This is a genomic window from Actinomadura sp. 3N508, from assembly GCF_044326375.1.
GTDB lineage: Bacteria > Actinomycetota > Actinomycetes > Streptosporangiales > Streptosporangiaceae > Spirillospora.
Genome location: NZ_JBIRAX010000007.1, coordinates 57939 through 83356, shown reverse-complemented (window position 1 = coordinate 83356; position 25418 = coordinate 57939). Strand labels below are relative to the sequence as shown.

General features: G+C 68.7%; 23 protein-coding genes and 3 pseudogenes. 17 read left to right on the top strand and 9 right to left on the bottom strand.

All coding sequences use genetic code 11. The features are described 5' to 3' along the window. Positions 1-176: 176 nt before the first annotated feature. Positions 177-1322 (bottom strand): annotated as a pseudogene (locus tag ACH34S_RS24755) (IS3 family transposase). A gap of 428 nt (positions 1323-1750) precedes the next feature. Here ACH34S_RS24755 and ACH34S_RS24750 point away from each other — a divergent pair. From ACH34S_RS24750 to ACH34S_RS24740, 3 genes are all read left to right on the top strand, one after another. After that, complete coding sequence (locus ACH34S_RS24750; RefSeq protein WP_395955163.1) at positions 1751-2320, top strand: hypothetical protein; 570 nt, start codon at positions 1751-1753, stop codon at positions 2318-2320. Positions 2321-2487: 167 nt separating this feature from the next. After that, the gene (locus ACH34S_RS24745; protein ID WP_395955162.1) at positions 2488-3603 is read left to right on the top strand and encodes a retropepsin-like aspartic protease; all 1116 of its coding nucleotides are present in this window, start codon (positions 2488-2490) and stop codon (positions 3601-3603) included. A 157-nt stretch (positions 3604-3760) separates the two neighbouring features. Continuing rightward, a complete protein-coding gene (locus tag ACH34S_RS24740) occupies positions 3761-4162 on the top strand; it encodes a hypothetical protein (RefSeq protein ID WP_395955161.1) in 402 nt (133 codons plus the stop codon). An 83-nt stretch (positions 4163-4245) separates the two neighbouring features. On the opposite strand, the gene ACH34S_RS24735 is transcribed toward ACH34S_RS24740, so the two are convergent. After that, positions 4246-5400, bottom strand: coding sequence for an alkene reductase (locus ACH34S_RS24735; RefSeq protein WP_395955160.1), 1155 nt, complete (start codon positions 5398-5400; stop codon positions 4246-4248). A gap of 72 nt (positions 5401-5472) precedes the next feature. Here ACH34S_RS24735 and ACH34S_RS24730 point away from each other — a divergent pair, with 72 nt between their 5' ends. The 6 genes from ACH34S_RS24730 (at position 5473) to ACH34S_RS24705 (ending at position 10556) form a co-directional block, all read left to right on the top strand. Continuing rightward, positions 5473-6357: a sigma-70 family RNA polymerase sigma factor gene (locus ACH34S_RS24730; RefSeq protein WP_395955159.1), complete on the top strand. Its 885-nt coding sequence runs from the start codon at positions 5473-5475 to the stop codon at positions 6355-6357. A gap of 142 nt (positions 6358-6499) precedes the next feature. After that, positions 6500-7051, top strand: coding sequence for a YdeI family protein (locus tag ACH34S_RS24725; RefSeq protein ID WP_395955158.1), 552 nt, complete (start codon positions 6500-6502; stop codon positions 7049-7051). A gap of 53 nt (positions 7052-7104) precedes the next feature. Then, positions 7105-7293, top strand: coding sequence for a hypothetical protein (locus ACH34S_RS24720; protein ID WP_395955157.1), 189 nt, complete (start codon positions 7105-7107; stop codon positions 7291-7293). Between the two features lie 655 nt (positions 7294-7948). Continuing rightward, positions 7949-8245, top strand: a complete 297-nt coding sequence (locus ACH34S_RS24715) for a hypothetical protein (RefSeq protein ID WP_395955156.1) — start codon at positions 7949-7951, stop codon at positions 8243-8245. A gap of 416 nt (positions 8246-8661) precedes the next feature. Further along, complete coding sequence (locus tag ACH34S_RS24710; protein WP_395955155.1) at positions 8662-10089, top strand: ISL3 family transposase; 1428 nt, start codon at positions 8662-8664, stop codon at positions 10087-10089. Further along, entirely contained in the window at positions 10053-10556 is a 504-nt protein-coding gene (locus ACH34S_RS24705; protein WP_395955154.1) for a hypothetical protein, read from the top strand. The genes ACH34S_RS24710 and ACH34S_RS24705 overlap by 37 nt, the downstream gene beginning before the upstream one ends. Before the next feature lie 153 nt (positions 10557-10709). Here the strand turns inward: ACH34S_RS24705 and ACH34S_RS24700 are convergent, their stop codons facing one another. The 4 genes from ACH34S_RS24700 to ACH34S_RS24685 all read right to left on the bottom strand — a co-directional run bounded on the left by ACH34S_RS24700 (position 10710) and on the right by ACH34S_RS24685 (position 15554). Continuing rightward, positions 10710-11087 (bottom strand): DUF2637 domain-containing protein, encoded by a 378-nt coding sequence (locus ACH34S_RS24700; RefSeq protein WP_395955497.1) that lies wholly within the window; start codon positions 11085-11087, stop codon positions 10710-10712. Positions 11088-11399: 312 nt separating this feature from the next. Then, positions 11400-12461, bottom strand: a complete 1062-nt coding sequence (locus tag ACH34S_RS24695; protein WP_395955153.1) for an ankyrin repeat domain-containing protein — start codon at positions 12459-12461, stop codon at positions 11400-11402. Positions 12462-14163: 1702 nt separating this feature from the next. Then, positions 14164-14520, bottom strand: a complete 357-nt coding sequence (locus ACH34S_RS24690) for a hypothetical protein (RefSeq protein WP_395955152.1) — start codon at positions 14518-14520, stop codon at positions 14164-14166. 797 nt (positions 14521-15317) lie between these two features. After that, the gene (locus ACH34S_RS24685; protein WP_395955151.1) at positions 15318-15554 is read right to left on the bottom strand and encodes a LysE family transporter; all 237 of its coding nucleotides are present in this window, start codon (positions 15552-15554) and stop codon (positions 15318-15320) included. Between ACH34S_RS24685 and ACH34S_RS24680 the strand changes: the two genes are divergently transcribed. From ACH34S_RS24680 to ACH34S_RS24670, 3 genes and pseudogenes are all read left to right on the top strand, one after another. Beyond that, positions 15553-15729, top strand: coding sequence for a hypothetical protein (locus tag ACH34S_RS24680; protein ID WP_395955150.1), 177 nt, complete (start codon positions 15553-15555; stop codon positions 15727-15729). The genes ACH34S_RS24685 and ACH34S_RS24680 overlap by 2 nt on opposite strands. 651 nt (positions 15730-16380) lie before the next feature. Next, on the top strand, positions 16381-16857 hold the full coding sequence (locus ACH34S_RS24675) for a 4-oxalocrotonate tautomerase family protein (protein WP_395955148.1): 477 nt from the start codon (positions 16381-16383) through the stop codon (positions 16855-16857). Between the two features lie 308 nt (positions 16858-17165). Further along, a pseudogene (locus ACH34S_RS24670) lies at positions 17166-17444 on the top strand (hypothetical protein); the annotation flags it as partial. 95 nt (positions 17445-17539) lie between these two features. Here ACH34S_RS24670 and ACH34S_RS24665 read toward each other — a convergent pair. After that, on the bottom strand, positions 17540-18064 hold the full coding sequence (locus ACH34S_RS24665) for a winged helix-turn-helix transcriptional regulator (protein WP_395955147.1): 525 nt from the start codon (positions 18062-18064) through the stop codon (positions 17540-17542). Between the two features lie 500 nt (positions 18065-18564). Beyond that, positions 18565-19959, bottom strand: coding sequence for a PLP-dependent aminotransferase family protein (locus ACH34S_RS24660; RefSeq protein WP_395955146.1), 1395 nt, complete (start codon positions 19957-19959; stop codon positions 18565-18567). An 84-nt stretch (positions 19960-20043) separates the two neighbouring features. On the opposite strand from ACH34S_RS24660, the gene ACH34S_RS24655 reads away from it, so the two are divergent. Both ACH34S_RS24655 and ACH34S_RS24650 read left to right on the top strand, forming a co-directional pair. Beyond that, positions 20044-20847: a metallophosphoesterase gene (locus tag ACH34S_RS24655; RefSeq protein ID WP_395955496.1), complete on the top strand. Its 804-nt coding sequence runs from the start codon at positions 20044-20046 to the stop codon at positions 20845-20847. Next, the gene (locus tag ACH34S_RS24650; protein WP_395955145.1) at positions 20822-21472 is read left to right on the top strand and encodes an HAD family hydrolase; all 651 of its coding nucleotides are present in this window, start codon (positions 20822-20824) and stop codon (positions 21470-21472) included. The genes ACH34S_RS24655 and ACH34S_RS24650 overlap by 26 nt, the downstream gene beginning before the upstream one ends. Positions 21473-21791: 319 nt before the next feature. Here the strand turns inward: ACH34S_RS24650 and ACH34S_RS24645 are convergent, their stop codons facing one another. Beyond that, complete coding sequence (locus tag ACH34S_RS24645) at positions 21792-23048, bottom strand: hypothetical protein (protein WP_395955144.1); 1257 nt, start codon at positions 23046-23048, stop codon at positions 21792-21794. Between the two features lie 658 nt (positions 23049-23706). Here ACH34S_RS24645 and ACH34S_RS24640 point away from each other — a divergent pair. The 3 genes and pseudogenes from ACH34S_RS24640 to ACH34S_RS24630 all read left to right on the top strand — a co-directional run. Then, positions 23707-23991, top strand: a pseudogene (locus ACH34S_RS24640) (multiprotein-bridging factor 1 family protein); the annotation flags it as partial. 90 nt (positions 23992-24081) lie between these two features. Then, positions 24082-25092 carry a hypothetical protein gene (locus tag ACH34S_RS24635; protein WP_395955509.1) on the top strand — a complete coding sequence of 337 codons (1011 nt, stop codon included), beginning with the start codon at positions 24082-24084 and terminating at the stop codon, positions 25090-25092. A gap of 154 nt (positions 25093-25246) precedes the next feature. Next, positions 25247-25384 (top strand): hypothetical protein, encoded by a 138-nt coding sequence (locus ACH34S_RS24630; RefSeq protein WP_395955143.1) that lies wholly within the window; start codon positions 25247-25249, stop codon positions 25382-25384. The last annotated feature ends 34 nt before the right edge of the window (positions 25385-25418 follow it).

The following is a 25418-nucleotide window of genomic DNA, read 5'->3' as shown; positions in this document are numbered from 1 at the left end:
CGGGCGGCCTACGGCGCGGCGGCGTTGTCCGGATGGAGCGGCGGGCAGGGGGTTCGCCGCCTCGGCGATCGGCTCGGGCACCACGATGGTCGGGTCGCCGTTCACCAACGAGAAGTATGGGGTCGGACTCAGGAAGTGATGTACCCCGAGTTTCGTGGTGTCGGGATACCGGAATCTCATGCGAGTTGTTGGGCTGCGTGGAGTCTTTCGTACTCGATGGGGCTGAGCATCCCGAGGGCGCTGTGGCGGCGTCGGCGGTTGTGGAAGATCTCCAGATACTCGAAGATCGCATTGGCCAGTTCGATGCGGGTGCGCCAGCGCTGCCGGTTGAGCAGTTCGGTCTGCATCCGCCCCCAGAACGACTCGATGACCGCGTTATCGAAGCAGTCGCCGACCGAGCGCATCGAGGCCACCAGACCGGATGCCTTGGCGCGCTGGGTGAAGACCCAGGAGGTGAATTGCACTCCGTGATCGGAGTGGATCAAGGTGCCGGGCCGGGGTTGGCGGTTCTGGATCGCCATGCCCAGGGCGTTGGTCATCAGCGTGGCGGTCTGGGCCGAATCGATGGACCAGCCGACCACTTTGCGGGAAACGGCGTCCAGCACCACGCAGCAGTAGACCTTGCCCTCACGGGTGGGATGCTCGGTGATGTCGGTAACCCACAACCGGTCGGGTCGATCGCGGGTGAACTGGCGATCGACCAGGTCGGCCGCGGTCGGGGTCTGGTGGACCAGGCGACGGCGACGGAAGCCGGGCAGGCCGCGAAGGCCGGCGCGGCATCAGCATCTCCACGGCTCCGTGTCCAACCTGGATGCCCAGGCCGAGGGTGAGTTCGGCGTGCACGCGCTGGCCGCCGTAGGTGCCGCGGGACTCGGTGTGCACCCGAAGGATCTATTCGGTCAGCCAAGCGTGCCGGATCGCTCGCATCGACGGTGGCCGCTTGCGCCACATATGGAACCCGGACTCCGACACGCCCAGGACACGGCAGCAGACCTTGATGGGCAGCCCCTCGCCGGCCATCACTGCGATGGCTTCGAAGCGTCTTTTGGGGGCACCGCCTGCTTCACCAGCTCGACCGCTCGGCGGGTGACGGCCAGTTCGGTCTCCAGTTGGGCGATCCGGCGCCGGGCAGCGACCAGTTCGGCGTGATCGGCGGAGGTCAGCCCCGGCTCCGACCCGGAGTCGATGCGGGCTTGGCGCAGCCAGACATAGGTGGTCTGACTGGGCATCTGTAGATCCTCGGCCACCTGCCTCACCGGACGACCGGCCTTGACCAGATCCAGGACCTTGCGACGGAACTCAGGGGGATAACTTCTGGGCACCTGGGGGCACTCCTCATGATCGAAGACACGAGGATCCCAGTAACGCGACCCCACAAAAGCCGGGGTACATCATCACCAAACCCGGGGCACTTCACCAGCAACACCTGGACTGCGGCTGCTACCGCGCCCTGCTCGCTGAGCGACTCGTGGCCCGCCGCCGTCCCCAGCGAGGGAGACCTGCTGGAGGCCAGCAGCAGGTCCTCTCGGCGGTGTGGGAGATCTCCATCGACCAAGCGCTGGGGCTGCTGCACCGCTACGGCCCCTTGAACCACGACCGTGCCGCCGCCCATCGCCAGGTCCGCATCCATCGACTTGTCCAACACGCAGCCCGCGAACCTCACCAAGGGATGAGCGCAGCCGTGCGGCGCCGATCGACGTCTGCTACATTTCTGTCATTCCGTAAATACGGAACAACAGACTAGGATGTCATGGGATCATTCGAAGAACGGATCGCAGAGCTTGAGCGCCGGATGGCACGCCTGGAGGAGCCACCCTCCGAGCGGCCGTCCCCCGCGAACCCGTCTCCGCGTCCTTCGGCCGACGCGTCACTCAACCTGCTCGATCTGATCCGCGCCAGAGCCGGAGCCGGTCGCGGAGACGGGCGAGGTACCGGCACGATCATGTACGGCGGCTCGGTGACCTTCGATGACCGCGAGTACGTATGGGCGATGGAACACGCGGCCGACGAGGTGGCGGGCGCGCGGTGGGCTGCGGCGGCCTCCCTGCTCGAACGCCTCGGCAGCGCGCCGCGCCTGGCCTTGCTGGCCGCCCTTCTCCGCGGCCCGCGAACCCGCAGGGAGCTGCAGGAAGCGCTCGGCGAGACCTCGACCGGGCACCTGTACCACCACCTCAAAGACCTGCAAGGCGCGGGCCTGCTCGTACGGCCGGGACGCGGCGAGTATGCGATCGCCCCTCACGCCGTCGTGCCTCTGATGACGATCGTCGCCGTGGCCACGGACCTCGGCTCCGCCGAGGTGTCCCAGGAGGACCTCGAATGACAAGGTCTGTCGGCCGACTGCTGGACGGGGCGGCGCGGCATGCGTGGCAAGCCTGGTCCAACGGCGATGTAGAGGCGTGCGAGCGCCTCACCGAGACGCTGTCGGGGCCCTCTCGGGATCATTTGCTCTTCCTGTGCTGCTACGTAAGGCAGTCCTACGAGAGGGCGTTGGCGCACTACGACGCCCTTGCCTCAGACGACCGGACGCCGGGGACGCTGGACGAGCCGGTCATTGAGGCCTGGCTTCATCTGGGCCGTCCCGATCGGGCCGTCGAGCATGTACGGCGACGCCGCACCGGCCGGTCACGCATCGGCCGGTCACGCATCGGCCGGTCACGCATCGGCCGGTCACGCATCGGCCGGTCACGGGCCGTCGAGCAGGCGCTGCGGGTGCTCGAGCTGAGGCTGACCCGCCCGCTGGGTGTACGGCTCGACGGCACCACCGCGCTTGCCTTCGTCGACCATGAACTCGCGCCGTACCTGCCTGCCGTGGCGGCGACAATCGACGGCGTCGACGTACGTGCCCACCTCGACACCGGCGGCGCTTTCGTGGTCATGGGACCGCAACGCGCTGCGGAGTTGGGCGTGGTGACGTTCCCGGGCGGATCAAGTCACCACGGGCTCCAGCGCACCGAGGTACGCCACGGCACCATCACCGAACTGCGCCTGGGCGCCGCGTCGCTGACCAACGTGCCGGTCGAGGTCCTGTCCACCCTTGTCGGTGCACAAGATCTGGTGATCATTGGGACCAACATCCTGGAACAGTTCCTGTCCACCGTTGATCACCCGCGCAGCCGCCTCATCCTCTCCCCCCGGTACCGCCCGGACGCCGCCGCCGACCACGCCCGCCTCCTCGCCGACGCCCCCGCGACGACGGAGATCGACTTCTACCTCTGGTCGGACCACTTCATGTTCACCCGTGGTGGCTTCGGCGCGCGCGACGATCTCAACTTCTTCATCGACTCCGGCCTGGTGTACGTGGTGCAGGACGACGACGCGTCTGCGCCGCAGCAGGCCTGTCTGCTGGCCGGATCCCGCCACTACCGCACCTGGGGCGTCCCGCGCGCCTTGGCCGATCGCCCGCACTTCGACAGCCCCGAACCGGTGTCGCTTGGCCCGCTCGCACAACGACACCGATTCGTGGCCACCACGCGGTCCCGCACGACCCCCTGGCGATCCTTCGGCGGCGTACGCATCGACGGCCTGCTGTCACACGCCTTCCTCAAGGCCTACGCATGGACGCTGGACTTCGACAGGGGAAAGTTCGTGTTCCGAGACCGCTGACCCGCCCACGGCCCGGGTTGATGAAGGTCGACATCGGCCGGGACTGCCAGGGACGAACACTAGACGCCGTTGAGGAGCAACTGGCGGCAGTTTGGAGATCGTCACCGAACGTGCGGCGGGTCGACGTGCCGATGATCCACCGTCACCAGCCGCCCTCGTGTCGCATCCGACCGGCGGGCCCGCCCTGCGCCGGTCCGCAGGGACCGGCACCGTCGTCGGCAACCTCACCGCCGCGCTGACCGCCCTGTTCGGATCGGTCGCCGTCGCGATCGTCGCGCTCATCACCTTCCGGGACGAGCTGCGCGCCCGGCTGCGCCGCACCTGGCCCGCCGGCGTCCCCGTCCTCACCGAGGCCGCCGAGATGATCGCCGCCTACCTGCACGGCGAGCGGGAACTGGGCCGCCTCGACGCCGCCGCCGACGTCGACACCCTCGCGTTCACGCTGATCGGCGCCGGGCACATGCTGTTCGCCGACCGGCAGGCGGCCCCGCCCGACGCCGAAGCCGTCCGCCGGACGGTGACCTCCGTCGTCGCCGGCTCCCTGACACCGCAGCCCTGACACCGCAACCCTGACACCGCAACCCTGATCCCAGAGCCCTGATCCCAGAGCCCTGATCCCGGAGCCCTGACGTCGGGGCCGGGTCAGCCCCGGCGGTCCCGGCCCGGCCAGATCGGGTAGTCGACGTAGCCGCGGGCGCCTCCGCCGTAGCGGGAACCGGCGTCGTCGGCGGCCGGCGCGTGCCCGAGCGCGAACCGCGACACCAGGTCGGGATTGGCGATGAACGGCCCCGCGAACGACACCGCGTCGGCGATCCCCGCGTCCACGACCGCGTTGCCGGTGTCCCGCCCGAAGCCGTGGTTGACGATCAGCGCGCCGCCGAACACCTTGCGGAACCGGGCGAACTCCTCGAAATCCGGGACCGCGCCCGGACGCGGCAGCGCCCGCCCCCGCAGATGAAGATACGCCAGCGGACACCGGTCCAGCTCCGCCACCACCGCGTCGAAAACGGCCAGCGACTCCTCGTCGGCGGTGTAGGCGTAGGGGGCGTCCCGCGCCGGGACATCGCCGCGGTCGCGGGAGGTCCAGTACGGCGAGAGCCGCACGCCCACCCGCCGCCCGTCCCACCCGGCCGTCACCGCGTCGACGACCTCCAGCAGCAGCCGCGCGCGGTCGGCGCCGTAGGCGTCGCGGCGGCGGTTCAGCCGCGGGTTCAGGAACTGGGCGATCAGATACGTGCCGTTCGCGGCGATCTCCACCCCGTCGAACCCGGCGCGGCGCGCGTTCGCCGCCGCCGCGCCGTAGGCGGCGACCGCGCGGGCGATGTCCGCGCCCGTCATCTCCCGCGGCGTGACGGTGTCCTTGAAACCGCCGGGCGTCAGGCACACCTCCCCCGGGTCGATCGGGGACGGCCCCGCGGGCAGAGCGCCGCCCAGAAGGTCGGGATGGGAGTTCGCGCCGGCGTGCCACAGCTGCAGGACGATCCGCCCGCCCAGCGCGTGCACCACGTCGGTGACCCGCCGCCACCCGGCGACCTGTCCCTCGGTGACGATCCCCGGCACGCCCGGGGACCCGATCGCGTCCTCGCCCACCCACGCCGCCTCCGCGACGATCAGCCCCGCGGTGGCGCGCTGCGCGTAGTACGCGGCGTGCAGGTCCGTCGGCGCCAGCCCGGGACCGGACGCCCGCGCCCGCGTCATCGGCGCCATCACCACCCGGTTCGGCAGCCGCAGGTCCCCGGCCCGCATCGGGGTCAGCAGTGGCTGCCGCCCGCCGCTACCCTGCTCATATAGGTTCATCGGCCTGTCTCCCTGTCGCTCCGTCCGACGGTTGCCCACCTGCAGACGGACCCCGACGAGGAAAGGTGACCGATGGACGAGCACGGCGCGCTGGCCGAGCGGTTCGAGGCGCACCGCGGGCGGCTCCGCGCGGCCGCCTACCGGATGCTCGGCTCGGCGGCGGAGGCCGACGACGCCGTCCAGGAGGCGTGGCTGCGGCTGGCTCGCACCGACCCCGCCGGCATCGACAACCTGGAGGCGTGGCTGCGGACTGTGGTGTCGCGGCTGTGCCTGGACATGCTCCGCGCCCGCGCGGCCCGCCGCGAGGAGCCCTACGGGTGGCGGCCGCCCGTCCGGGCCGGCGACGGCGGCCCCGAGGACGAGGCCGAGCTGATCGACCAGGTCGGGCGCGCCATGCTCGTCGTCCTGGACACCCTCGGGCCCGCCGAGCGCGTCGCGTTCGTCCTGCACGAGGTGTTCGCCGTGCCGTTCGCCGAGATCGCCCCCATCCTCGGCCGCAACCCCGCCGCCACCAAGAAACTCGCCAGCCGCGCCCGGGCACGCGTCCGCGGCGCCGCCGCCGCGCCCGCCGCCGAACTCGCCGGGCAGCGCCGCGTCGTCGAGGCGTTCCTCGCCGCCGCCCGCGACGGCGACCTGGACGCGCTGCTCGCCGTCCTCGCACCGGACGTCGTCCGCCGCGCCGACGCCGCCGCCCTCCCGCCCGGCCGCGACCCGGTCGCCCGCGGCGCCGGCACCGTCGCCCGCGAAATAGGGCTGTTCGGACGCCGCGCCCGCCACGCCGAACCGGCCCTGGTCGACGGCCGCGCCGGAGCCGTCGTCGCCCCGCACGGCCGCCTGCAGCTCGCCATCGCGATCACCGTGCGGGACGGCCGCGTCGCCGAATACGAGCTCATCGCCGACCCCGTCCGGCTCCGCGGCCTCGACCTCGCCGTCCTCGACGTCCTCGACGCGCACTGACAGGCCGGACCGGACAGGCCAGATCGGACAGACCAGATCGGACAGACCGGGGCCGGGCGGGCCGGGGCGGGGCCCGATCGGAACCGGTCCCGGCCCGCCGTGCGGATGCGTTCAAGGCGCATGGTGCTGGGATGCTGGGGCGATGATGGAGTTCGCGGACGCCGCCCAGTGGGAGGCGTGGCTGGCCGGCCACCACGAGACCGAAGGCGGCGTCTGGCTGAAGATCGCCAAGAAGGGCGCCCCGGCCACCCTGATCACGATCAGGGAGGCGCTGGACGTCGCGCTGTGCTACGGCTGGATCGACAGCCAGCGCAAATCCTGCGACGAGCACTCCTACCTGCAGCGCTACTCCCGCCGCCGCAAGGGCAGCCCCTGGTCGCGGGTGAACGTCGAACGCGTCGAGGAGCTGACCGCCCAGGGACGGATGCGCCCGCCGGGCCTCGCCGAGGTCGCCGCCGCCCGCGCGGACGGGCGCTGGGACGCCGCCTACGCCGCCCAGCGCGACGTCACCGTCCCCGACGACCTCGCCGCCGCGCTCGCCGCGCACCCCGAGGCCGCCGCCCGCTTCGACGCGCTCGACAAAACCCGCCGCTACCAGGTGATCCTGCCGCTGCTCAAGGCCCGCACCCCGGCCGGGCGCCGCGCCCGCCTCGACAAGGCCATCGCCGCCCTGCTGGACGGCCGCCAGACCTGATCGTGTCCGCCGCTTGATCGTTTTTGTCGGGGCCGCGCCTACCGTGTGGCGGCATGGACGAGGACACCCTGACGATCCCGGCGTCCTGGCGGCGCCGCCTGCACCCCCGCCGCGGCCGAACCAGCTCGGCGACGGCGACCGACCGACCGACCATGGCCCTGCCCGCATCCGATCGCAACCGCGGCGGCGGCGCGGACATCGGCGCCGAGGCCGTCCACGATGCTGCTGGCTTAGCGGCCTAGTGGTCGTTGTCGGCCCTGGTGGCGCCGGGCCGGGACATGGTGCGGGCCGGTTTCAACCATCCGCCAGCGGTCCTCGGAGATAGCGGCCGCAGTCTCGGTGGTCTCAGGGAGTGTCTGGGCGGGGCTAGCTTGGGATCTGTCGGGGCCGGTGTCGCAGACGTGGGAGACCCTTTCGTCACCGGGTTCGACGATCTGCTTGTGGTAGAGGGGTGGCCAGGTCAGCAGGATCCGGCGACCGCAGGTGGGGCAGGTCCATTCCTCAGGCCCGGGCTTCTGGACCCGGACCTGGTGCATCGTATGTGTCCGCACGGCCCGCCCCCCGCCACGTTACAGCGACGGCTTTAACACCTTCATCGCCAGAATCGGCCAGGCCAATCAATCGCTGGGAAAGATCTACCGGACCCGAACCCCGGCAAGGTCTGCCCAAGCCCGGTCCCGGTGAGCCATGCATGGTCGCACTCGGTCGTCTCCGGGTGGCGGTTCATCTGACTTTCTGAGAATCCCAGGACGGTCGGTGATGGTCTCTGTACTGTGAGTTGGCGGGGCGGTGGAGGCAGGAGACCAAGGGATGTATGCGAGTGACTCTCTAGTCACTGACCTGCGATCACAACGTTCTGCGGCTCGTGCGCTGGCCGCGGCGCTGCAGGAGCGCGGCTTGGCCGCGACGGTGCGGCGACAGGGGGTGGTCGGGGTGTTCAACCCGGCGGGCGAGCCGGCCGTCGGCGGCGGTGCTGGTGACAGTGCCGGTGACGGGGGTGGGCGGGCGCTCGGTCCTGGGCTGCGGCAGGAGGTGCGGTGCGCCGAGCGGCAGGGAGGCGCACTGTGGTGGTTCTGGGTGTGGTGGGACGGGTCCGGGCAGTCCTGCCCTGATCTGGAGCCGCTGTGCCCCGCCGGTGAGATCGAAACGGCCGCGGAGCGCATCGCGGCCGTCCTGGCGGTGTCCCCGAGCTAGCTAGCGCAGCCCCGCGCAACGAGCGCCCAGTACGGGGACATATCAGGCCCCCGGCCAGGGGTGTTCGGCCTTGTCCGCAGCCCGGCCCGGGGCAGTAAGAGGGGGGCGAGGCGGTCGTGCCCGTCGCGACGGTGGCGCGACCGCCTCGCTGGCGCCGCGACGGCTCAGCCCCGATCGATCGGCGAGCGATCGGACGGCGGCGTGATGGTCACGATACCCCCGTGGGCATGGGACACAGCAGGTCGTTCAGGTGTCTGTCGGACGGGGCCGCGCGGGCCGTCACCGGGTTGACAGCGGCCATGAAAAGCGGTTCTGATCAACTTGTTGTGAAACGATCACGCAGCGTCGTTTAATCCGGAGGTCTTGGCTCGTGTGACTGCGAGGCGCTATCTCCCCTTTCCGGCCACCTTGAGTGCGTGGCAGTCGAGCAGGTCACGGCCGACGGGCCGGCCCTGACGATCTCCGCCCGGACGACCACGTCCGAGGCGAGGTGCCCGACCTGCGGGACCGTGTCCAGGCATCGCCACGGCAGGTATCGCCGCAGGCTGGACGACGTGACACTGACCGGTCGGCGGACCGTGATCGACCTGGCCGTACAGCGTTTCCGGTGCGCGGCGGACGGATGTCCACGCCGCACGTTCACCGAGCAGACCGACGGGTTAACCGAGCGGTTCGCGCGCCGAACCCCGCGGCTTCGGCACGTCTTTGAGCGCCTGATGCAGATGCTGGCCGGACGCCCCGATGCGCGGCTCACCAAGCATCTGGCGATCCCGGTCAGCCCCGACACGCTTCTGCAGCTGCTGCGTCGTCGGCCGGAACAGCCGCGGACAAGGGCGCCGCGTGTGCTTGGCGTCGACGACTTCGCGACCAGAAAGGGCCATGTCTATGCGACGATCTTGTTGGACATGGAGACCGGCGAGCGGGTGGATGTGCTGCCCGACCGGACCGCCGACACCCTAGCCGCATGGCTACGTGAGCATCCCGGCGCCGAGCTGGTATGCCGCGACCGTGGTGGGGCGTATGCCGAGGCCGTACGGACGGCCGCACAGGACGCCGTCCAGGTGGCGGACCGCTTCCATGTCTGGAAGAACTTGTGCGAGGCGGTGGAGAAGTGCGTCGTGCTCCACCGCGCCTGCCTACCCGAGCCGACCAGCGATAACGAGCCGGACCAAGCAACATCCGTCCCGCCAGAGGCGACCGCCTCTGCGGCTGTTCCCGCCGAGTGGGAAGGTGTGCGGGTCGCCAAGCGCCGGGAACGGCACGCGGCGGTGCACGAGTTGCTGGCCAAGGGTGTGGAGATCTGCGCGATCGCCGATGCGCTCGGCCTGGATCGAAAGACCGTGCGCCGCTATGCCTGTGCCGCCACCCCCGAGGACATGGCACCCGCCGGGGGTGGACGGCGCGGATCGCGCGTTGACCCGTTCCTGCCCTACCTGCACGAACGGTGGAACCAGGGCTGCACCGACGCCGCCCGCCTCTTCGGCGAGATCCGTGAACGCGGCTACTCCGGCAGCCAGCGCACCGTCCGCCGACACTTGGAGTCCGTCCGCGCCAGTGGGAAACCCGCGCCCAAAGTCACCAGGCAACTCAGCGTCCGCCGTGCCACCCACCTGATCACCAGCCACCCTGACCGTCTGGACGGGAGCTCGACTTTCCGGCTGAAGAAGCTGCTGGCACGCAGTCCCGAGTTGGAAGCCGTCGCCGCCTGCGTGGAGTCCTTCGCAAAGATGATGGCCGAACTAGACGGACGCCGGTTGCCCGACTGGCACGACCAAGCCGAAGCCACCGGCTTCCCGTCCCTGAAAGCTTGGTCAACGGCATCCGCCAAGACTTCGACGCGGTGACGGCGGGCCTGAGCATGCAGTGGAACTCTGGTCGTGTTGAGGGCAATGTGAATCGGATTAAGCGGATCAAAAGAGACGGCTACGGGCGTCCTTCGATCTCCTTCGTCTCCAGATCCTCCACGCAGACTGATGACTCACTCGGAGTGATCGGTTCACAACAATCGGATCAGAACCGCTTTTCATGGCCGCTGTCACCCGGCGCGGCCGGCCTGCTTGACGAGCCGTCCCCACCGCTCACTGCGCCCGAATTGGCTGCCGATCACCTTCCCTCGGTGGCAGACCCCGCTGACATGCGATTGGCCACCGCCCACCGCCACGGACGCTGCTGGACGTCCAGATCTGCCGTTCTCGCCGAACGAGATAACGGTGCCCGGCTGCTCCCGCGCGCCATCGGTCGCGTCACGCCCGGGGGACGGTTCCGAGGAATATACGAGATCAAAGCCGCGGACGTTATGAAACCTCTCTGAATTCTTGGCCCGAGCGGCCGGCTCTTCAGAGGCTCATCTGCGGACACCGTGGCCAGGCGAGAATCTCTAAGAGACTCCTCAGAGGCTCGACGAGTCGCCGTGGAGTCCCTATGAGCAATCTCCGAGGTCTTATGTGCCGCCTCAAATGTGATGTTAGAGGGCTTGGCTGTCTCGCTCGAGTACCTTCACGGCTGTGTACCGGATCTGTCGCATCAGCAGCTCATAGGCGCCGATCAGGGTGCAGCTTGGCCAGGCGGCGATAAGACGGCCGATGACCGATGGTTCGGCGACGGGAACGTTGGCGGCCAGACTGGCTGCACTGCCCAGCGCCAAGAGCCCCCGCGGAAGTAGACCACTACGGCGACCGTTTCTTGAGCCGGTCAGCAGCGACATCGACGCGACTGCGATCAGCCCATCCACCGACAGAGAGAGCAGCGCTGATGACTGCGCGATCGCGGCCAACAACACCACGCTGATCGTGGTGATCGCGCTGATCGTTCGATCCTCCCAGAAAACTTGACCGCCTCCCATCACGACTCGTCCTCCAGCTCGGAGTCCGCAGCGGTGGCCTGTCGCTGCTCCGCTGCGCGGATCGCGTGGATTCCGCGCGGCGCACGCACCAGCGGAACGGTCTCTTCGATCACCAACTCGCGCTGTATTTGCAGGTCAGAAGAGTTTCCGTTGTTCTGCGTGCCCTGCCGAGGGCTCACACGTACCGGCTAGCCAACCAGCCACCCGTACAACGGTTCCTGACCAAGAGCGGTGGGTTCGCGCATTCCGAAGGGTCGGCCACCGGGAACTCAAGGGTGTTGAGGCCTGGTGAGCGAGTCCAGGCACTTGGGTTCAGGAACTGGAGCGCTCGCGGGCCGACGTGCCCGGGTCCAGAGTGAGGGGACCGAGGATGGCCGCGACCTCCTGGTGGCTGGGGTCATCGAGGTGCCGGTTGCCCTGCTGGCATTGCTCCAGCGGGGTTCGGTTCTGGTTGGGGTCGCGGAGGTTGGGGTCGGCGCCGTGGGCGAGCAGTCGCCGCACGCTGGCGGGGCGGCCATTGCCGGCCGCGACGTGCAGGGGCAGCCGTTGCCATTCGGCGTCGGGTTCGTTGACCGGCGTTCCTGCGTCTATCAGCTGGTCGATGACGTCCAGTCGCTGGTGGTGGGCGGCGAACACCAGCGCCCGGATCTGGCTTTGTGTGGGGAACCGGTGCAGTGGCCAGCCGGTGATGTCTCCCGCGGTGGCGGCCATCTCCAGGCTGTCGATCCTGGCGCCAGCGGCGACGAGGACGTCCACGACGGTGGTCATGCCGAACACGGCGGCGTGCCGCAGCGCGGTTCCGCTGGGGACACCCCCGGAGTCGGGTGCGGAGATCGCCTCGATGTCGGCGCCGGCCTCGATGAGCATTTGGGCGACCTCGGCGTCGCCGTAGCTGGCCGCAGTGATCAGCGGTGTTTCCTTGTCGCCGGGATGCCCGTCGACGGGTGCGCCCACCTCGATCAGGGCCCTGGCGACCGTACCGGTGCCCGGCAGGTCGGCTGGCAGGCCGAGCCGGTCGTGGTCGAAACGCAGCATGGCCATGTAGCCGAGCGGGTCAGCGCCGTTCGGGTGGTCGCACCAGTGCTGCATCTTCGTGGTGGCCAGGTCGGGGTGGGCGGCCAGGAGCCGGGCCAGGCGGGAGATGTCACGGCTGTTGAAGATCTCGCGGCGTTCTACTTCCAGCTTCAGCTTGGGCCAGCTGGCGAATCCGTATTCGCGGGCGATCGTGAGCTGGGCCGCGGACAGGGTGATGCGGTCGGCGACCGAACCGATCCGGGTGATGGCGTCCGGGTCGCCGCGCTGGGCGGCGTGGAGCAGGTCTTTGGCCTGGTGGCGCAGCTGGTCCAGGTTGGGCTGGGCGGGCAGGTCGGTCATGGCGTTCTCCTCGTTGCCCCGTGGTCCGCGGCGAGGCCGGAAGAGATCGTCATCGGGTCGGCCTGTTGGTCTGGGGATGGAGGTGGACTCTGTCCTGCCCGCGGACCCGGCGGCGCCCTCCAGCGCCGGCCACTCACCCTACCGCGTCCATTCGCGCTGCGGCTTCGCGGCCGAGGCCTGCGCGGCCGCACCGGTGGCGAACCTGCGCGTCGCCCACGCCTGCGCCAGGGCATGCTCGTCCAGCGGGGTCGGGGTGAGGCCGTTCTGGGCGCGGATGAAGGGCGGCCCTCCGTACGCCCTTTCGATCCGACCGAGTTGGGCGCTGAGGGTTGGCTGGGAAACCCCAGGCGCGCGGGTGATGCTGCCCGTGCGCGACGCAGGGTGCCCCATTCCGCCACGGGCGGCGATAGTTGCGCCTTGTGGCCGCCCTGTCCCCGCCACAGGGCGGCTTCCGCGCGGCGATGAGGCATGCACCAGGGAGACGTAACCATGCCTCGGCCGCGAGCCTCTCCGGACCCGTCGGGCTGGCAGCGCACCGACGTCGGTGCGGGTCGGAGGGCCCGTCCTCCTGAAACAGACTGCGCACATCCCTGGCCAGGGTGCAGAGGACCGCGAGTCTCATTCCCGCTCTCCCCAGGCGTTCGATCCGAACGCGGTACGCCAACCGGTACAAAATGATGCCGTACCGTGGCCCGCCAGCTCTCCGCACGGCACCGCGGTCGCCGGAACCGAGATGCACCTGTCCGACGCCGGCCGGGGCCTCGACGCGGGTCTCCGATGGCCTTCTCGACGGCCTTCTCGAACGCGCTCACCGGCTGCGTACCGAAGAACGGCTCTCGCTGACATGCTCCCGGGCTGACGCCCCGCTACGTGATTCGACGAACGAGAACAGGCCCCTGATTCGAACTTGGGTTCTAAAGGTGATCGCAACACCTGACCCCGTGGGGTGTTGCCATGACCAAGGCGCGTCGCGCAGGGTGGGTTCCAATTCTTCTCGCAACACTTCTGGTACGTGAAGGGGTGTGGATTTGGGGTGACGGGGACGCAAGCGGCAGTTGGAGCTTGACGCGGTCGCCAACGGCCTGCGCACCGGCACCCCATCCCCGACCTGCCGTTCGTCGGGCACTCCCACATCCCGGTCGACGACGGCGAGCAGATCGAGAAAAGATCGGCCGCCACAAGGACGGCATGCGGGCGCCATGACAGCTGCCAGGACGGCGGATGGGGTGCCTTCGCCACCGGTCCCGAGCGCATGGACCTGGCCGGGGTAGTCCGCCACCACACCGAGCACGGCTGGTCGGTCGTGCTCTACCGCGACCAAGACGTCTCCCGGTGGACCGTGCTTATGTCGGAGGAACCCACCGCGCTGCTGTATCGCGCCGGCGGGTACTGGTGGGACGGCACCACCTGGTACCGCCCCTCCCCCCAGCTGACCGTCTTGGCGGTGTCCCCCGAGCTAGCGCGGCCCTGGGCGCAACGGACGCAGGTGCGGGGACACACAAGGCCTCTGGCCGAGGTGTGTGGCCTTTGACCGCCGCGCGGCCCGGGCGGTACGAGGGGGCGAGGCGACGGCTGAGCCCCGATCGATCGGGGAGGCGGGTGATGACGGCGGCGTGGTGGTCACGATAGCCGTGGGTATGGGCCACACACGTGGTCGCTCGGGCGCCGGGCGGGCCGTGTAAGCGGTCTCCCGGGTCCGAGTTCAGCGTGGGGGCAGCCTGTCGATGCGGCGGGTCGGTAGGGCCAGCGCACTCAGGGCGCTGCGCAGTTCGGCGCGTTCTGTCGCATTGACCGGTGCGTCTCTCATGTACAAGGCCATGACCAGCAGATCGATCGCCTTCTCCCACTGTCCGCTGGCGGCGGCGCTCGTGATGCGCTGCAGCGCCAGCGCGGGCAGCCGATCCTCGAAGCGGCCGGGCAGGCGCCGCATCGCGTCCGCCAGCTCCCGCTGCTCCTCCCGCTGCATTGTGGCGGCCGGCGGTCGGCTGGAAACCAGAACATCGGCGGGCTGGGGGCCGCTGAGGCCGAGTAACCGCAGGATCTGTTCCATCACGCCCATCGGGCGTCCCCTTTCCACCCTGGCCCTGGTGACCTCGGGCGCCGGGGCACGCCAAACGTGGGCCCCTCGTCCTGGCGAAGCATGAGCGTTGTCATGTGCTGCTTCCCACGACAACACTGCAACACACCCACCGCAATCAACTCATGACACTAAGGTTGTTATAGATCATGCGTTCGGTCAGGTGAGGATCTGTCCCGTGGCCTTGCCGGTGCCCTCTTGGCCCAGCGGCCGGGGCGTTTGTCGGGCGGGTCGCTTTGGGCCGCCCAAGCGACCCGCCACCGCCATCGAAGCCCGCCCGCATCGGCCTGCCGGCACTGGCCAGCACCTCCAGCACGTCGCCATACGCACGCGGCAACGCCGACGGCGTCGGATCCGGTTCCCATGGCGGCACCGGGACCACACCGCGGGCGCACCACTGCGACCGGCTGCTCGGGCTCAGCCTCCTGCGTTCGACCTCGCCCTCACCCACCGGTCCAGGTGCAACAGCAGAGCCCGCCGACCGGACCCGAGATCGATCTCCCCCCTGGTCCCCAGGTGATCTCCAGCCGGGAGACCCGGTCCTCCTCGGCCTCCAGACGTTCGGCCACCTCGGCGAGTTGCTCGCGAAGCTTGGCGATCGGCTACCGCGACTCGGCCAACCGTCGCGCCGACTCCTCCTGCCACGATGAGCTTTGCCACCACCGCCTCGCGCGGCTGCACCCACAGTCGAAGCCGATCCCGCGATCAAACAGCCCAGGTCACAACAGCCCGGCTCAGAGCCTTACCGCGTTCGGGCCAATACCCAACTAGTCACCCCCTCAGCGCTCGGCCGCGAGCCTGATGCCCAGGCCGACGAACACGCTCCCAGCCGCGGCGTCGATCCGGCGCCGCGCCGCTTGGCGTGCGCGCAGCCAGACGCCGATCCGTCCGGCCAGGACGCCGACCGTTCCATCCGCCACGAACTCAAGGACGATCAGGATGCCGCCCAGGACGGCGAACTGCAGCCAGACGGGCCCTGCCCCTGGATCGATGAACTGGGGAAGGAAGGCAACCATGAAGGTGAACGTCCGCGGGGTTGGCCAGGGAGGAGACCACACCGTTGAGGAAGGCGTGCCGACCCGACATCCCACCGGCGACCGGATCGTCGCTCTCGCCGTTGTAGCGGTTGCGGATCATCTGAACACCCAGGTAGATCAGGTACGTGGGCACCGACGATCCGAAGCGCCGTGAACACGACGGGAAACGCCGTCAGCAGCACGGCGAGCCCAGCTGCGGCCGCGGCGATGTACAACGCGTCACCCATGATCACACCGACCGTTGGCCAGCAGTCCAGCACGGGCGCCGCCCCGCACGCCACACCCGAGCACGAACAGCATGTCGGGACCGGGAGTGACCAGGCGACAAAGGTCGTCGCCGTGAACACGGCGAGCAGATGCGGATCGATCAGCATCCGACACCTTCTCAACGCCGCCAGCGCAGTTCGCCGGGGTTCGAGAGAGGCCTGCTGAGCTGGATGAATAGGTCCCTGCAAAGAGCCACACCCATGCCCTAGTGGAGCGACTCCGCGCACCAAGCGGTCTCAAGCCGTCGTCAACCAGTATGGGCCGTGTACTCGGCATCCGCCTCGACCGGCCAACTTCGATCTCGGTCGGGGCCGGTGCGCGTGGGAAGCGGATATATCCCGGCACTCACGCGTCCAGAGCCGAGGCCTCCGGATGTCGGCCGAGGTGCGGCAGGCGGTTCAAGATGTCCTCCAACCGGCTGATCAGCATCCGCACGGCGCACCCCAACAACCGGCACATGCCCCGCGTTAGTTGCTTCACTGAACTGACCCGCCTAGAGTTGGTAGCGTTAGTGAACTTACCGGTTAGGGGTCCAGACGTGCCGATGATCGACCTCACACTTCCGCACGGTGTGCTCTCGGATGACGCCAAGGCCGAGCTCATGCAGACGCTCACTCGCACCCTCCTGAAATGGGAGGGAGCGAAGCCGGGGAACAAGGCGGCCGAGTCGATCGCCTGGACGTTCCTGCACGAGCCCGCGCTGGTCACGGTGGCCGGACGGCCCGCACAGCAGCCCCGCTATCGGGTCGTGGTCGGAGTGCCGCAGGCGACGCTCGACGACGACGCCAAGGCGGGCCTGGTCGCGGAGGTGACCGATCAGGTACTGCGCGCCGAGCAGAACGGCCTGGATCCGGCCCCTGAGGACGGCTTCCGCGTCTGGGTGATCGTCGACGAGATCACCGACGGCAACTGGAGCGGCGCAGGTCGCATCTTCCGGCTGCCCGACATCCTGGCCTTTGCTGGCGCGAGCGAGGAAGAGATCCAGCGGCGCACGGCCCGGCTCCAAGCGAAGTAGCGCAGTCGGTGAACTGGGCCTCTACGCGGTTCAGCCAGGAACTGTCGGCCGGTGTGCTGGCGAACTCGGCTTTGACGGCCGCGGCCCAATCACCGACCCGGTGTCTTTTCTTCGTGATCAGGTGCGGGGGAAGCTTGTCGAGCACGATCGCTATCTGGGCCGCGGCCAGGTCACTCCCGAACCGGTACCTGTGCGGGTGATCCGCAGCAGGTGCCGGCCCATCATCGTCATCGATCTCGTGGACGCGTACTCGTTCTGCCGTCTGCACCAGTCCTTGGCGCCCATGGCGTTCACGGTGACTCTGCTGGATGGGTATGACGACCGCCGCTGGTGGGGCGGATGTGGGTGGGACTCCTTCGGCATCAGCGCCGCCCCTATCTGGACGTCCGCGTCGACACGGCATGTCCGCAGTGCGGAGCCCCGATCAGTTTTCAGACCGGCCCGGAGACTCCGCCTCCCCAGGGCTCGCCGTCCGCTTTCCGCGGCCCGCTCAGGAGTGGTGGGATGGCGTGGTCGGCACGTGCACAATGATCCGCATGTTCTGTGACGGTGGGCACGCTGGGCAGTGGACGACGGACAACGCGCCGGGCAGCGGCTATATCGCTGACGCGACGCGCGTCTGGCGACTGGCCGGTCCGTGGTACGGCGATCGCCTGACCCAGAGTTTCGACCGCGCAGGACTTCATTCGCCGGGTTCGGCCTCTCCCTGGGCAGGGTCGGGCTTCATCCTTTCGCGAAGCAGTTCCGCGAGGTCGTCGGGCAATCCCGGGCCGGGCGCCGCGACGATCTGGCGAATGTCGATCGGGCGGCCCGTTCCCGCGTCGACCACCTCGATGTCGATCGGCCGGCCCGTCGCGCGGTCGTGCAGCTCGATGGGCGGCCCGTCGGGACTGGAGAGCCAGTGGTCTCCCCAGCGGATCATCGCGGCGAGCACCGTGAAGAAGTCGCGGCCCTTCTCCGTCAGCCGGTACTCGTGCCGGACCGGGCGCTCCTGGTAGGGGACGCGGTCGAGCATGTCCTCCCCGACGAGGCGGTCGAGGCGCTGAGTGAGGACGTTGCGGCTTAGGCCGAGCCGCTGCTGGAACTCCTCGAAACGGCGAGCTCCGTAGAACGCCTCGCGCATGACCAGGGGAGTCCACCAGTCGCCAGCGAGATCGACGGTGCGAGCGATCGAGCAGTGCCAGGTGTCGAAGCGGGTGCGGCGCATGCACCCATGTTAGTTGCTGTAATGAACTGATTGGGTCTACGCCAAGCGGCTGCCTGACGGTTCACCATCGTCCCGACCAACGCGTTCGCCTACGGCACCGCCGACCGGCGTGAGGTCTGGCGTGCTCTGGTCTCCACCTCGGAGAGCACGCTACGACTTCGGCAGCACACGCCCGGGATCCTGGCGGCGATCGCCGAACACCTCTACCAGCAGAGCGGCGGAATGATGGCATCCTGTCCCAGTTCATCCGCGGAGCGGCGATCCTGGCCATGGAGGACGGCACCGAGAAGATCAGCCGGGAACACCTCGACTTTCCTCCTCGACTACGCCGCACAGACCGCCTACGCCGCTTCGACGACCCGGCGTTGTCTTGCACTTCGCTGGACTGCACGAGGTGGCCGCTAACCATCGATGAATTCAAGTTCTTCTGCCGACCCTGCTGCGGCCGCCGGCACCGCCGCCGTGCTGAGGGTCGCGCTGCCGACGAGCCCCTCTCAGGATTAGGCGGAGCGTAGGACGGCGAACAAGGCGTCCAAGGCTGCCGGGTAGCCGCGTTCCGATGGGGCGGCGAAGCCGACCAGGAGTCCTTGGGGGCGGCCGTCGGGGTCATGGTGGAGCTCGGTAAGGCCGCGGATCCCCAGGCCATGCGCCGCACACCGATCCAGGACTTCGGCCTCGGTCGGCCCGATGGCGGAGAGGGTGAGCAGACTGTGTAGCCCGGCAGGGACTCCGTGGACAGCGAGGCCGGGGACGGCGGCGACACGGTCGAGCAGAAGGGTGCGGCGGCGTCGGTAGCGCAGGCGAGCGGCGCGGATGTGGCGGTCGTAGGCGTAGCCAGCGATGAGGTCGGCCAAAACCAGCTGGCTGAGGGTTTCGGTGAACCGGTCGGCGTCCTGCTTGGCCTGCACGACCTTGCGCACGAGGTGCGGCGGTAGGACCATCCACGCCAGGCGTAGGGCTGGGCCGAGCGTCTTGGAGGCCGTTCCGCAGTAGACGACGTTTTCTGGAGCGATCCCCTGCAAGGCTCCGATGGGCTGGCGGTCGTAGCGGTACTCGCCGTCGTAGTCGTCCTCGACGACCACGCCGCCGGTGGATCGGGCCCACGCGCACACGGCCTGGCGGCGGCCGGCGTGGAGCGGCACGCCGGTCGGGTACTGATGCGAGGGAGTAAGGAACACCGCCCCGGTGCCCGGCGGCACCATGTCGACTCGGGCGCCCTGCTGGTCGACCGGCAGAGGCGTAGTAGCGACCCCGCCACGCTGGACGGCCTGCCGGAAGACGTTGTGGCCAGGGTCTTCCACGGCAGCGCTTGTCACGCCTCCAGCGGCCAGCACGCCGCTGAGCAGGATCACGCCCTGGTGGTAGCCGGAAGTGATCACGATCCGATCAGGCGCGGCGACGACGCCGCGGGTGCGGCCAAGATAGTCGGCGAGCGCCTGACGAAGCTCGATCCGACCCTGGGGATCACCGGCCGCGAAGATCTCCGGGCGGGCGCCGGTCAGCACCCGGCGGGTTGCGGCGAGCCAGGCACTGGTGGGAAAGGCGCTGACGTCGGGGAGTCCGGGCCGTAGGTCGTGGCGGAGACACGGCGGGGCCGGCGGGGACGGCTCGGTCGCCAGAGCGCGCGAAGCCAGCCCTACCACGGTGGTGCCCGACCCCGGGCGGGTGGCCAGGAACCCCTCCTCGACCAACTGGCCATAGGCGGCCGTAACGGTGCCCCGTGAGAGGCCGAGGTCGCGGGCCAGTCCCCGGGTGGACGGCAGGAGCGTTCCAGCGGGCAGGCGTCCGTCCTGTATCGCCGCGCGCAGGGCGGACTCCAGACCCGACCGCCGCTTGGCGGTGACCTGGAGGTCGAGATGAAGGTCGAGGCCGAAACTGGACCAAGAACGTGTCATGAGACTGGATCTTATTTCTGGTCCGGTTGCCTCCTAGTCTCATGATCCGGCATCTCCCCAAACGAAGGGACCGCAGCGTTGATCGTGATCGCCCATGTCAGCGACGTTCACCTCGACACCGGTGAGCGCAGCACCGAGCGCACCCGGGCCGTCATGGCCTACCTCGAGCACCTCCCCTACGACCTGGACGCCGTCCTGATCACCGGGGACGTCGCCGATCACGCCCGGCCAGAGGAGTACGAGCTGGCCCGCGAGCTGTTCGCCTCGAGGCATCCGGTCATGATCTGCCCCGGCAACCACGACGACCGTGCCGCTTTCCGGGAAATCCTGCTCCGGCAGCCAAGCTCGACGGCGCCGGTCAACCAGGTGCGCCGTGCGGGCGACGCCGTTATCGCGCTCTGCGACTCCTCGATACCAGGCAAGGACGAGGGACTCTTGCAGGAGGAGACACTGGCCTGGCTGGCGCAGGTGCTGGCCGAGGCGCCGGAGACAACACCCGTCCTCGTCGGATTCCACCACCCACCGGCCCTGCTGCACGAGCCCTTCATCGACGGCATCCGCCAGTTCCGTACTGAACGCCTCGCGGCCCTCTCCGACCACCATCCCAACCTCACGGCCTTCCTGTGCGGGCACGCCCACACAGCGGCGGCGACCACCTTCGCCGGACGACCGCTGCTTGTGGCGCCAGGAGTGGTCTCCACGCTCCGCCTTCCATGGGAACAGCGCTCCCACCCACAGGACCTCGTCCACCTCGACCAGCCGCCTGCATTCGCGTTCCACATCCTGGACGACACAGGACGGCTGACGACGCACTACCGGTGCGTCCTCGCTAACCACACGGCAAGCGACCTGGAGCTTACGCATGTCCCAGAAATTGATGATCTTTGACAACGACGGGGTACTCGTTGACAGCGAGCCCATCGCGCACCGGGTGCTGGCCGGCTACCTGACCGAGCTGGGCTATCCGACGACGCTGGAGGAGTCTTTCCACTACTTCCTCGGCAACGCCGCGCGCAACGTCCACAGGGTGATCGCGGACCGTTACGGCGGCCGCTTGCCCGAGGACTTCACCGCCCGCTACCACGAGCGCGTCTTCGCCGCCTTCCGGCAGGGGCTTACCGCCAGCCCCGGGGCTGCCGACCTGCTCGACGAACTGCGCCGATGCGGCATCCCCTACTGCCTGGCCTCTTCCTCCGACCGCGCCTGGATCGACCTCGCCCTCGACCGGACCGGCCTGCGCGCCCACTTTCGCCCCGAGGCTGTTTTCAGCGCCCAGGACATCGGTGGCGTGGGCAAACCCGCGCCCGATCTCTTCCTTCACGCCGCAGCGTCGTTCGGCGTCGATCCCCGCGATTGCCTGGTCCTCGAGGACAGCCCCAACGGGGTCCTGGCCGCTCGCGCAGCGGGCATGGACGTACTCGGCTACACCGCCCTGACGCCCGCCGAACGGCTCCTCACCGCCGGTGCGACGAACCTGATCTCTAAACTGTCCGAGGTCATAGATCATCAGTGAGGGCGCCGGCGGTACCGACCCACGCCGACAGGAAACACCCATCCAAGGGCATCCCGAAGGATGTTCTTAGATGCCATGTTGAGCCTGCGCGAAGCTGGAGTTGCAATGCCGTACCGATCGGGAGACCCACCGAAGCCGCAGAGTTAGTTGCGAACAAGATCACCGGCCGATGTTTGGACCTGTTTTCTCAACCCGCAGGTCAGCGCGTCGGCCGATGAAGCCTTCGCGCGGCGCGTGGCAGTTGATGTGCGGTGCTTGCCGAAGGGCGAGGCTGTGGAGCGGCTCAGCCGAGCCGCACCAGGAGGTCGGCAATCCCGCGCTACTTTCTGAACAGCCAGCGCCGCCCCGTTGGGCCTGCCGTCGCAGGGTTGGCTGCGGAGGGCGGGGCGGTCTGCCCGAGCACGGCGGCCCGGATCGCCTCCCAGTCCGCTGTGGCCCACCAGTCGAACAGCTGTCGGCTGCTCAACACCACGACCCTTAGGGCTCGGACGAATTCCGGCCGGGTGAACACCTCGGCGGTCCGCTCATCGGGATGAAGCCTGTGCTGGTGGTTCACCACCAGCACACCCGGCCCGTTGATCGGCTCGGCCGGGCGAAGCTCGGGCCACGTCGACAGGTGGCGTTCCAGGGAGTCCGCGACCTTCTCGCTCGCGCTCCCTGAGGCGGCCTTGACCTCGATCATCCGTCGTTCTGTTCCGTACGTCACCAGCAGGTCAGCCGATGCCGTCCTGCCCAGCTCCTCGTCGAGGTCGGTCACGTTGAACCCCGCCGCACGCAGCACGTTGGCGGTGGCCTTCTCCAACGTGGCTCCCGTTCCGTACAGCAGCCCGTACCGGATTGGCTCGGCCTCGGCTGTCGCCGCGTCCAACTCGCCCTGGAGCCTCGCGAGGTCGGCGGCGTACCGGGCCTTCAGCTCATCGAGCGCAGAGCGCGCCTGCGACTCAGCCGTGGTCTGCAGACTCGGATCGGTAAGCCACGGGGACCGGACCCGTCGAAGCGCCCCCGGGACGTATTCGGAAAGCGCCTGCGAGACGAGCCACGCCAGGACCGTATCCGGGTCCGTCCCATAAGGGACGGCGTAGACCCGCTGGTCCTCCTCCGGCGACACCCACACCGCCACCACCGGCACGCCCAGCCCATCGACCAGGATCGGCACCAGCGTGCCCTCGGGTTCGTGCGTGACGGCAGGGCCGCCGGCTCCTGGCTGCAGTGTCGCGCCGGCCAATCGGAGCCCCCACCACCCTTCGGGGGGCCTGGACAACAGCCGCTTTCCGAGATCACGTTCCGCCTCAGGAAGGTCGGCGACGAGGCGCGGTTCACTGCCGATGGGCAGCTTGGTACTCGTGATGCTGGTTTCGATGCCGCTGACGTGGATCGACTGGTTGAGGCCGGTACCGTGTCCCCGTACGGTCGGGCGGCCGAGCGAATCGGTCGGGACGCCGATCGTGGCGACCATCAGGGCGACCTCGCCGCGCTGGCGGGCCCCATCAAGGAAGCGATTCTGCTCGTCGGCTCCCCGCCCGTGGGAGATGCTTGGGTCAAATGCCGCCGCGCAGTCGCTGGTCTCGCGCCCCAACCAGCGCGGCTCAAGATCGTGCTCTGCCCAGTTGACCTCTAGACTGGCAAAGGTCAGGGGCTCCGGTGGTCTCGGCTCCGGCGGGCTGGAAATCGGTGGCGCGGACGAGGCGTAGGGACTGCCGGGGAAATCCCCTCCCGAGGGCCCGGTGGGGAACCTCTCGGAGGGCGCGAGGGCCCCCACGTGGACTGGCACAAGCTCAGAGGACACATCAAGCACGATATCGGCGTGAAGCCCCCCCACTCAGTTCGTTTTCGGGACCCCTCCGGCTGCAGGTCGCTGTGTGATGGTTCAGCTTTCGGCGGTCGCGTGGCTTCGCCACAGACGCGATTGGCGCCTTACATCCGTGAACCTGTCGAATCGGCCGTATCTCCTAATACGCCGTCTTAGACGTGAATCAGCGGGGGTCGATGGGCGCGACACCTGTGCGGGGAAGGCATGGAAGCGCTTAGATCTGCGTTCGTAGCGGCAGTGCACATGGCGGAAGACGCTCAGCCACGACTGCGCTCAACTAACCAACGGTGTCGGCGAGCCGATCGGAGCGTTTGAAGGCACGCCAGGCTCTTCCATTACCAGAGCAGAAACAGTCATCGTTGGTCCAGCCACACAGGTAAGCCTCGTATGACCCGATTGGCCCTCGCCATTATGCCTTGGGCGTGTGACCGTTGTTGCTGTCACGGGCGCGGATCAGCCTGCACCCGGGGCTTCTTCGCTTGGCGATCTTGAGAGGTCAGCGGTAGTGGAGGCCGTAGTGGGCTCAGATAGTGCCGTTCTCCTTGGCGAGGCCATCAAGACCGCCCGGGTTGCACGTGGTTGGAGTCAGGCGAGACTTGCGGAGGTGTTGCATAGGTCGCCTTCTACGGTTTCGCGGTGGGAGACCGGTGCCCAGCGACTCACCGATGTCGAGGATTTGCGCGCGGTGGCGGATGTCTTGCGAATACCGTACGAAGACCTTGGACTCGCTCCTACCGGCGACTCGGCAGCGAAGGATGATGACCCAGTGCGGCGACGGCAGCTTCTACGGAGTTTCGCGGTGGCGGCTGCGGCGTCGGCGGCGCCCGGTGGTTTGGCGGGTGTTGCCGGCGCGAAGGAGCTTGGTTCGGCGCCTGGTGAGCTGTTGGTGGGCAACCTGCGTGATGCGTTGCTGGGGTCGACGCCATCGGTCAGCTTTAGTACCCGGTCCGAGGCGGCGCGGGCTCTGGCACGCGCCAGACGCGGTTTTCAGGCGTGTCGGTATGAGCGGCTTGCTGTCGAGCTGCCTCGGCTGATCGCGGGGAGCGCTGAGCTGGCGAGCTCGGAGGATCCGGCTGACGTGGCATTGCTCGCAGAGGTTTACACGTTGGCGACCCGTATGCTGGTCAAGCTGGACCGTACGGATCTGGGCCTGGTCGCGGCCGATCGAGCCCGTCGAACCGCGGAAGGGGCGGCGGACCCGATCCTGCCGGTGGAGGCGGCGCGGAACTTGGCAGTCCTCACTCGTAAGGCCGGGTGGCACGACAAGGCGACGCAGATCGCGTTGTCGGCCGCGGCCGACCCCCGGCTGCGCGGTCCTGACCCTCGGTTTAAGGCCCAACGCGGATTGTTGATCATGTCGGCGGCCTACACGGCGGCCAAGATGCACGATCGACGTGGAATGCGTGAACTCACGACAGAGGCAAATTCGATCGCCGCTACGTTGGATGATCGGGGAATCGTGCTGAGCCACGGCACTGGGTTTGGGACCTGGATGGTGGATTCTCACCTGATCTCGGGGAACAACGCTTCTGGTGATCCTGTGGCTGCGCTGGCTGTTGCCCGCCGGATCGACCCCCGTGCGCTGCCGACGGTGGAGCGGCGCAGCCGGTTCTACGGGGACGTGGCTACCGCCCACGCGCTGCGGGGGAACCGGTCGGGATGCCTGGAGGCTTTGCTTGCCGCAGAGCGGGTCGCGCCTGAAGAGACACATGCCCGCCCAGCGATCCGCACGCTGGTCAGCGGCCTGTTGACGACGGGACGAATCACGCCCGATCTGCGCCAGTTCGCCACGCGCTGCGGCGTCAGGTAGCTGCTCCCGGGTCAAGGGGATATGCAGATCCTGCAAGTCGCTCTCGCGCGGAGGCAGGAGCGCGTTGACGCGTGTTGTCGTCGACGGTGAGTGTCGGATGTGACCGACTCACTGGAGGTGCAACATGGTGCAATCCCCGGACGTTGCCGACGCTGTGGTCGTTACCTTCTACTGCAAGGACCCCGACTCGCAGGGCGACCAGATGTGCGAGACCTTCTACTCGACCGATGTCAACGGCCAGTTGTTCGTCCCCGCTGACGGCCAGATAGTTGGAACGCTCGTGGCCATTTAGCGGTCCCCAACGGCGGCCAGATATTGCCCCGCTG

Excerpts from the sequence above, each read along its gene's own strand:
- ACH34S_RS24680 (WP_395955150.1), top strand. The coding sequence starts at position 15,553 with ATGAAGGTGAACGTCCGCGGGGTTGGCCAGGGAGGAGACCACACCGTT.
- ACH34S_RS24695 (WP_395955153.1), bottom strand. The coding sequence starts at position 12,461 with ATGACCGACCTGCCCGCCCAGCCCAACCTGGACCAGCTGCGCCACCAG.
- ACH34S_RS24730 (WP_395955159.1), top strand. The coding sequence starts at position 5,473 with ATGGACGAGCACGGCGCGCTGGCCGAGCGGTTCGAGGCGCACCGCGGG.
- ACH34S_RS24685 (WP_395955151.1), bottom strand. The coding sequence starts at position 15,554 with ATGGTTGCCTTCCTTCCCCAGTTCATCGATCCAGGGGCAGGGCCCGTC.
- ACH34S_RS24750 (WP_395955163.1), top strand. The coding sequence starts at position 1,751 with ATGGGATCATTCGAAGAACGGATCGCAGAGCTTGAGCGCCGGATGGCA.
- ACH34S_RS24700 (WP_395955497.1), bottom strand. The coding sequence starts at position 11,087 with ATGGGAGGCGGTCAAGTTTTCTGGGAGGATCGAACGATCAGCGCGATC.
- ACH34S_RS24650 (WP_395955145.1), top strand. The coding sequence starts at position 20,822 with ATGTCCCAGAAATTGATGATCTTTGACAACGACGGGGTACTCGTTGAC.
- ACH34S_RS24660 (WP_395955146.1), bottom strand. The coding sequence starts at position 19,959 with ATGACACGTTCTTGGTCCAGTTTCGGCCTCGACCTTCATCTCGACCTC.
- ACH34S_RS24720 (WP_395955157.1), top strand. The coding sequence starts at position 7,105 with ATGGACGAGGACACCCTGACGATCCCGGCGTCCTGGCGGCGCCGCCTG.
- ACH34S_RS24735 (WP_395955160.1), bottom strand. The coding sequence starts at position 5,400 with ATGAACCTATATGAGCAGGGTAGCGGCGGGCGGCAGCCACTGCTGACC.
- ACH34S_RS24725 (WP_395955158.1), top strand. The coding sequence starts at position 6,500 with ATGATGGAGTTCGCGGACGCCGCCCAGTGGGAGGCGTGGCTGGCCGGC.
- ACH34S_RS24690 (WP_395955152.1), bottom strand. The coding sequence starts at position 14,520 with ATGGGCGTGATGGAACAGATCCTGCGGTTACTCGGCCTCAGCGGCCCC.
- ACH34S_RS24665 (WP_395955147.1), bottom strand. The coding sequence starts at position 18,064 with ATGCGCCGCACCCGCTTCGACACCTGGCACTGCTCGATCGCTCGCACC.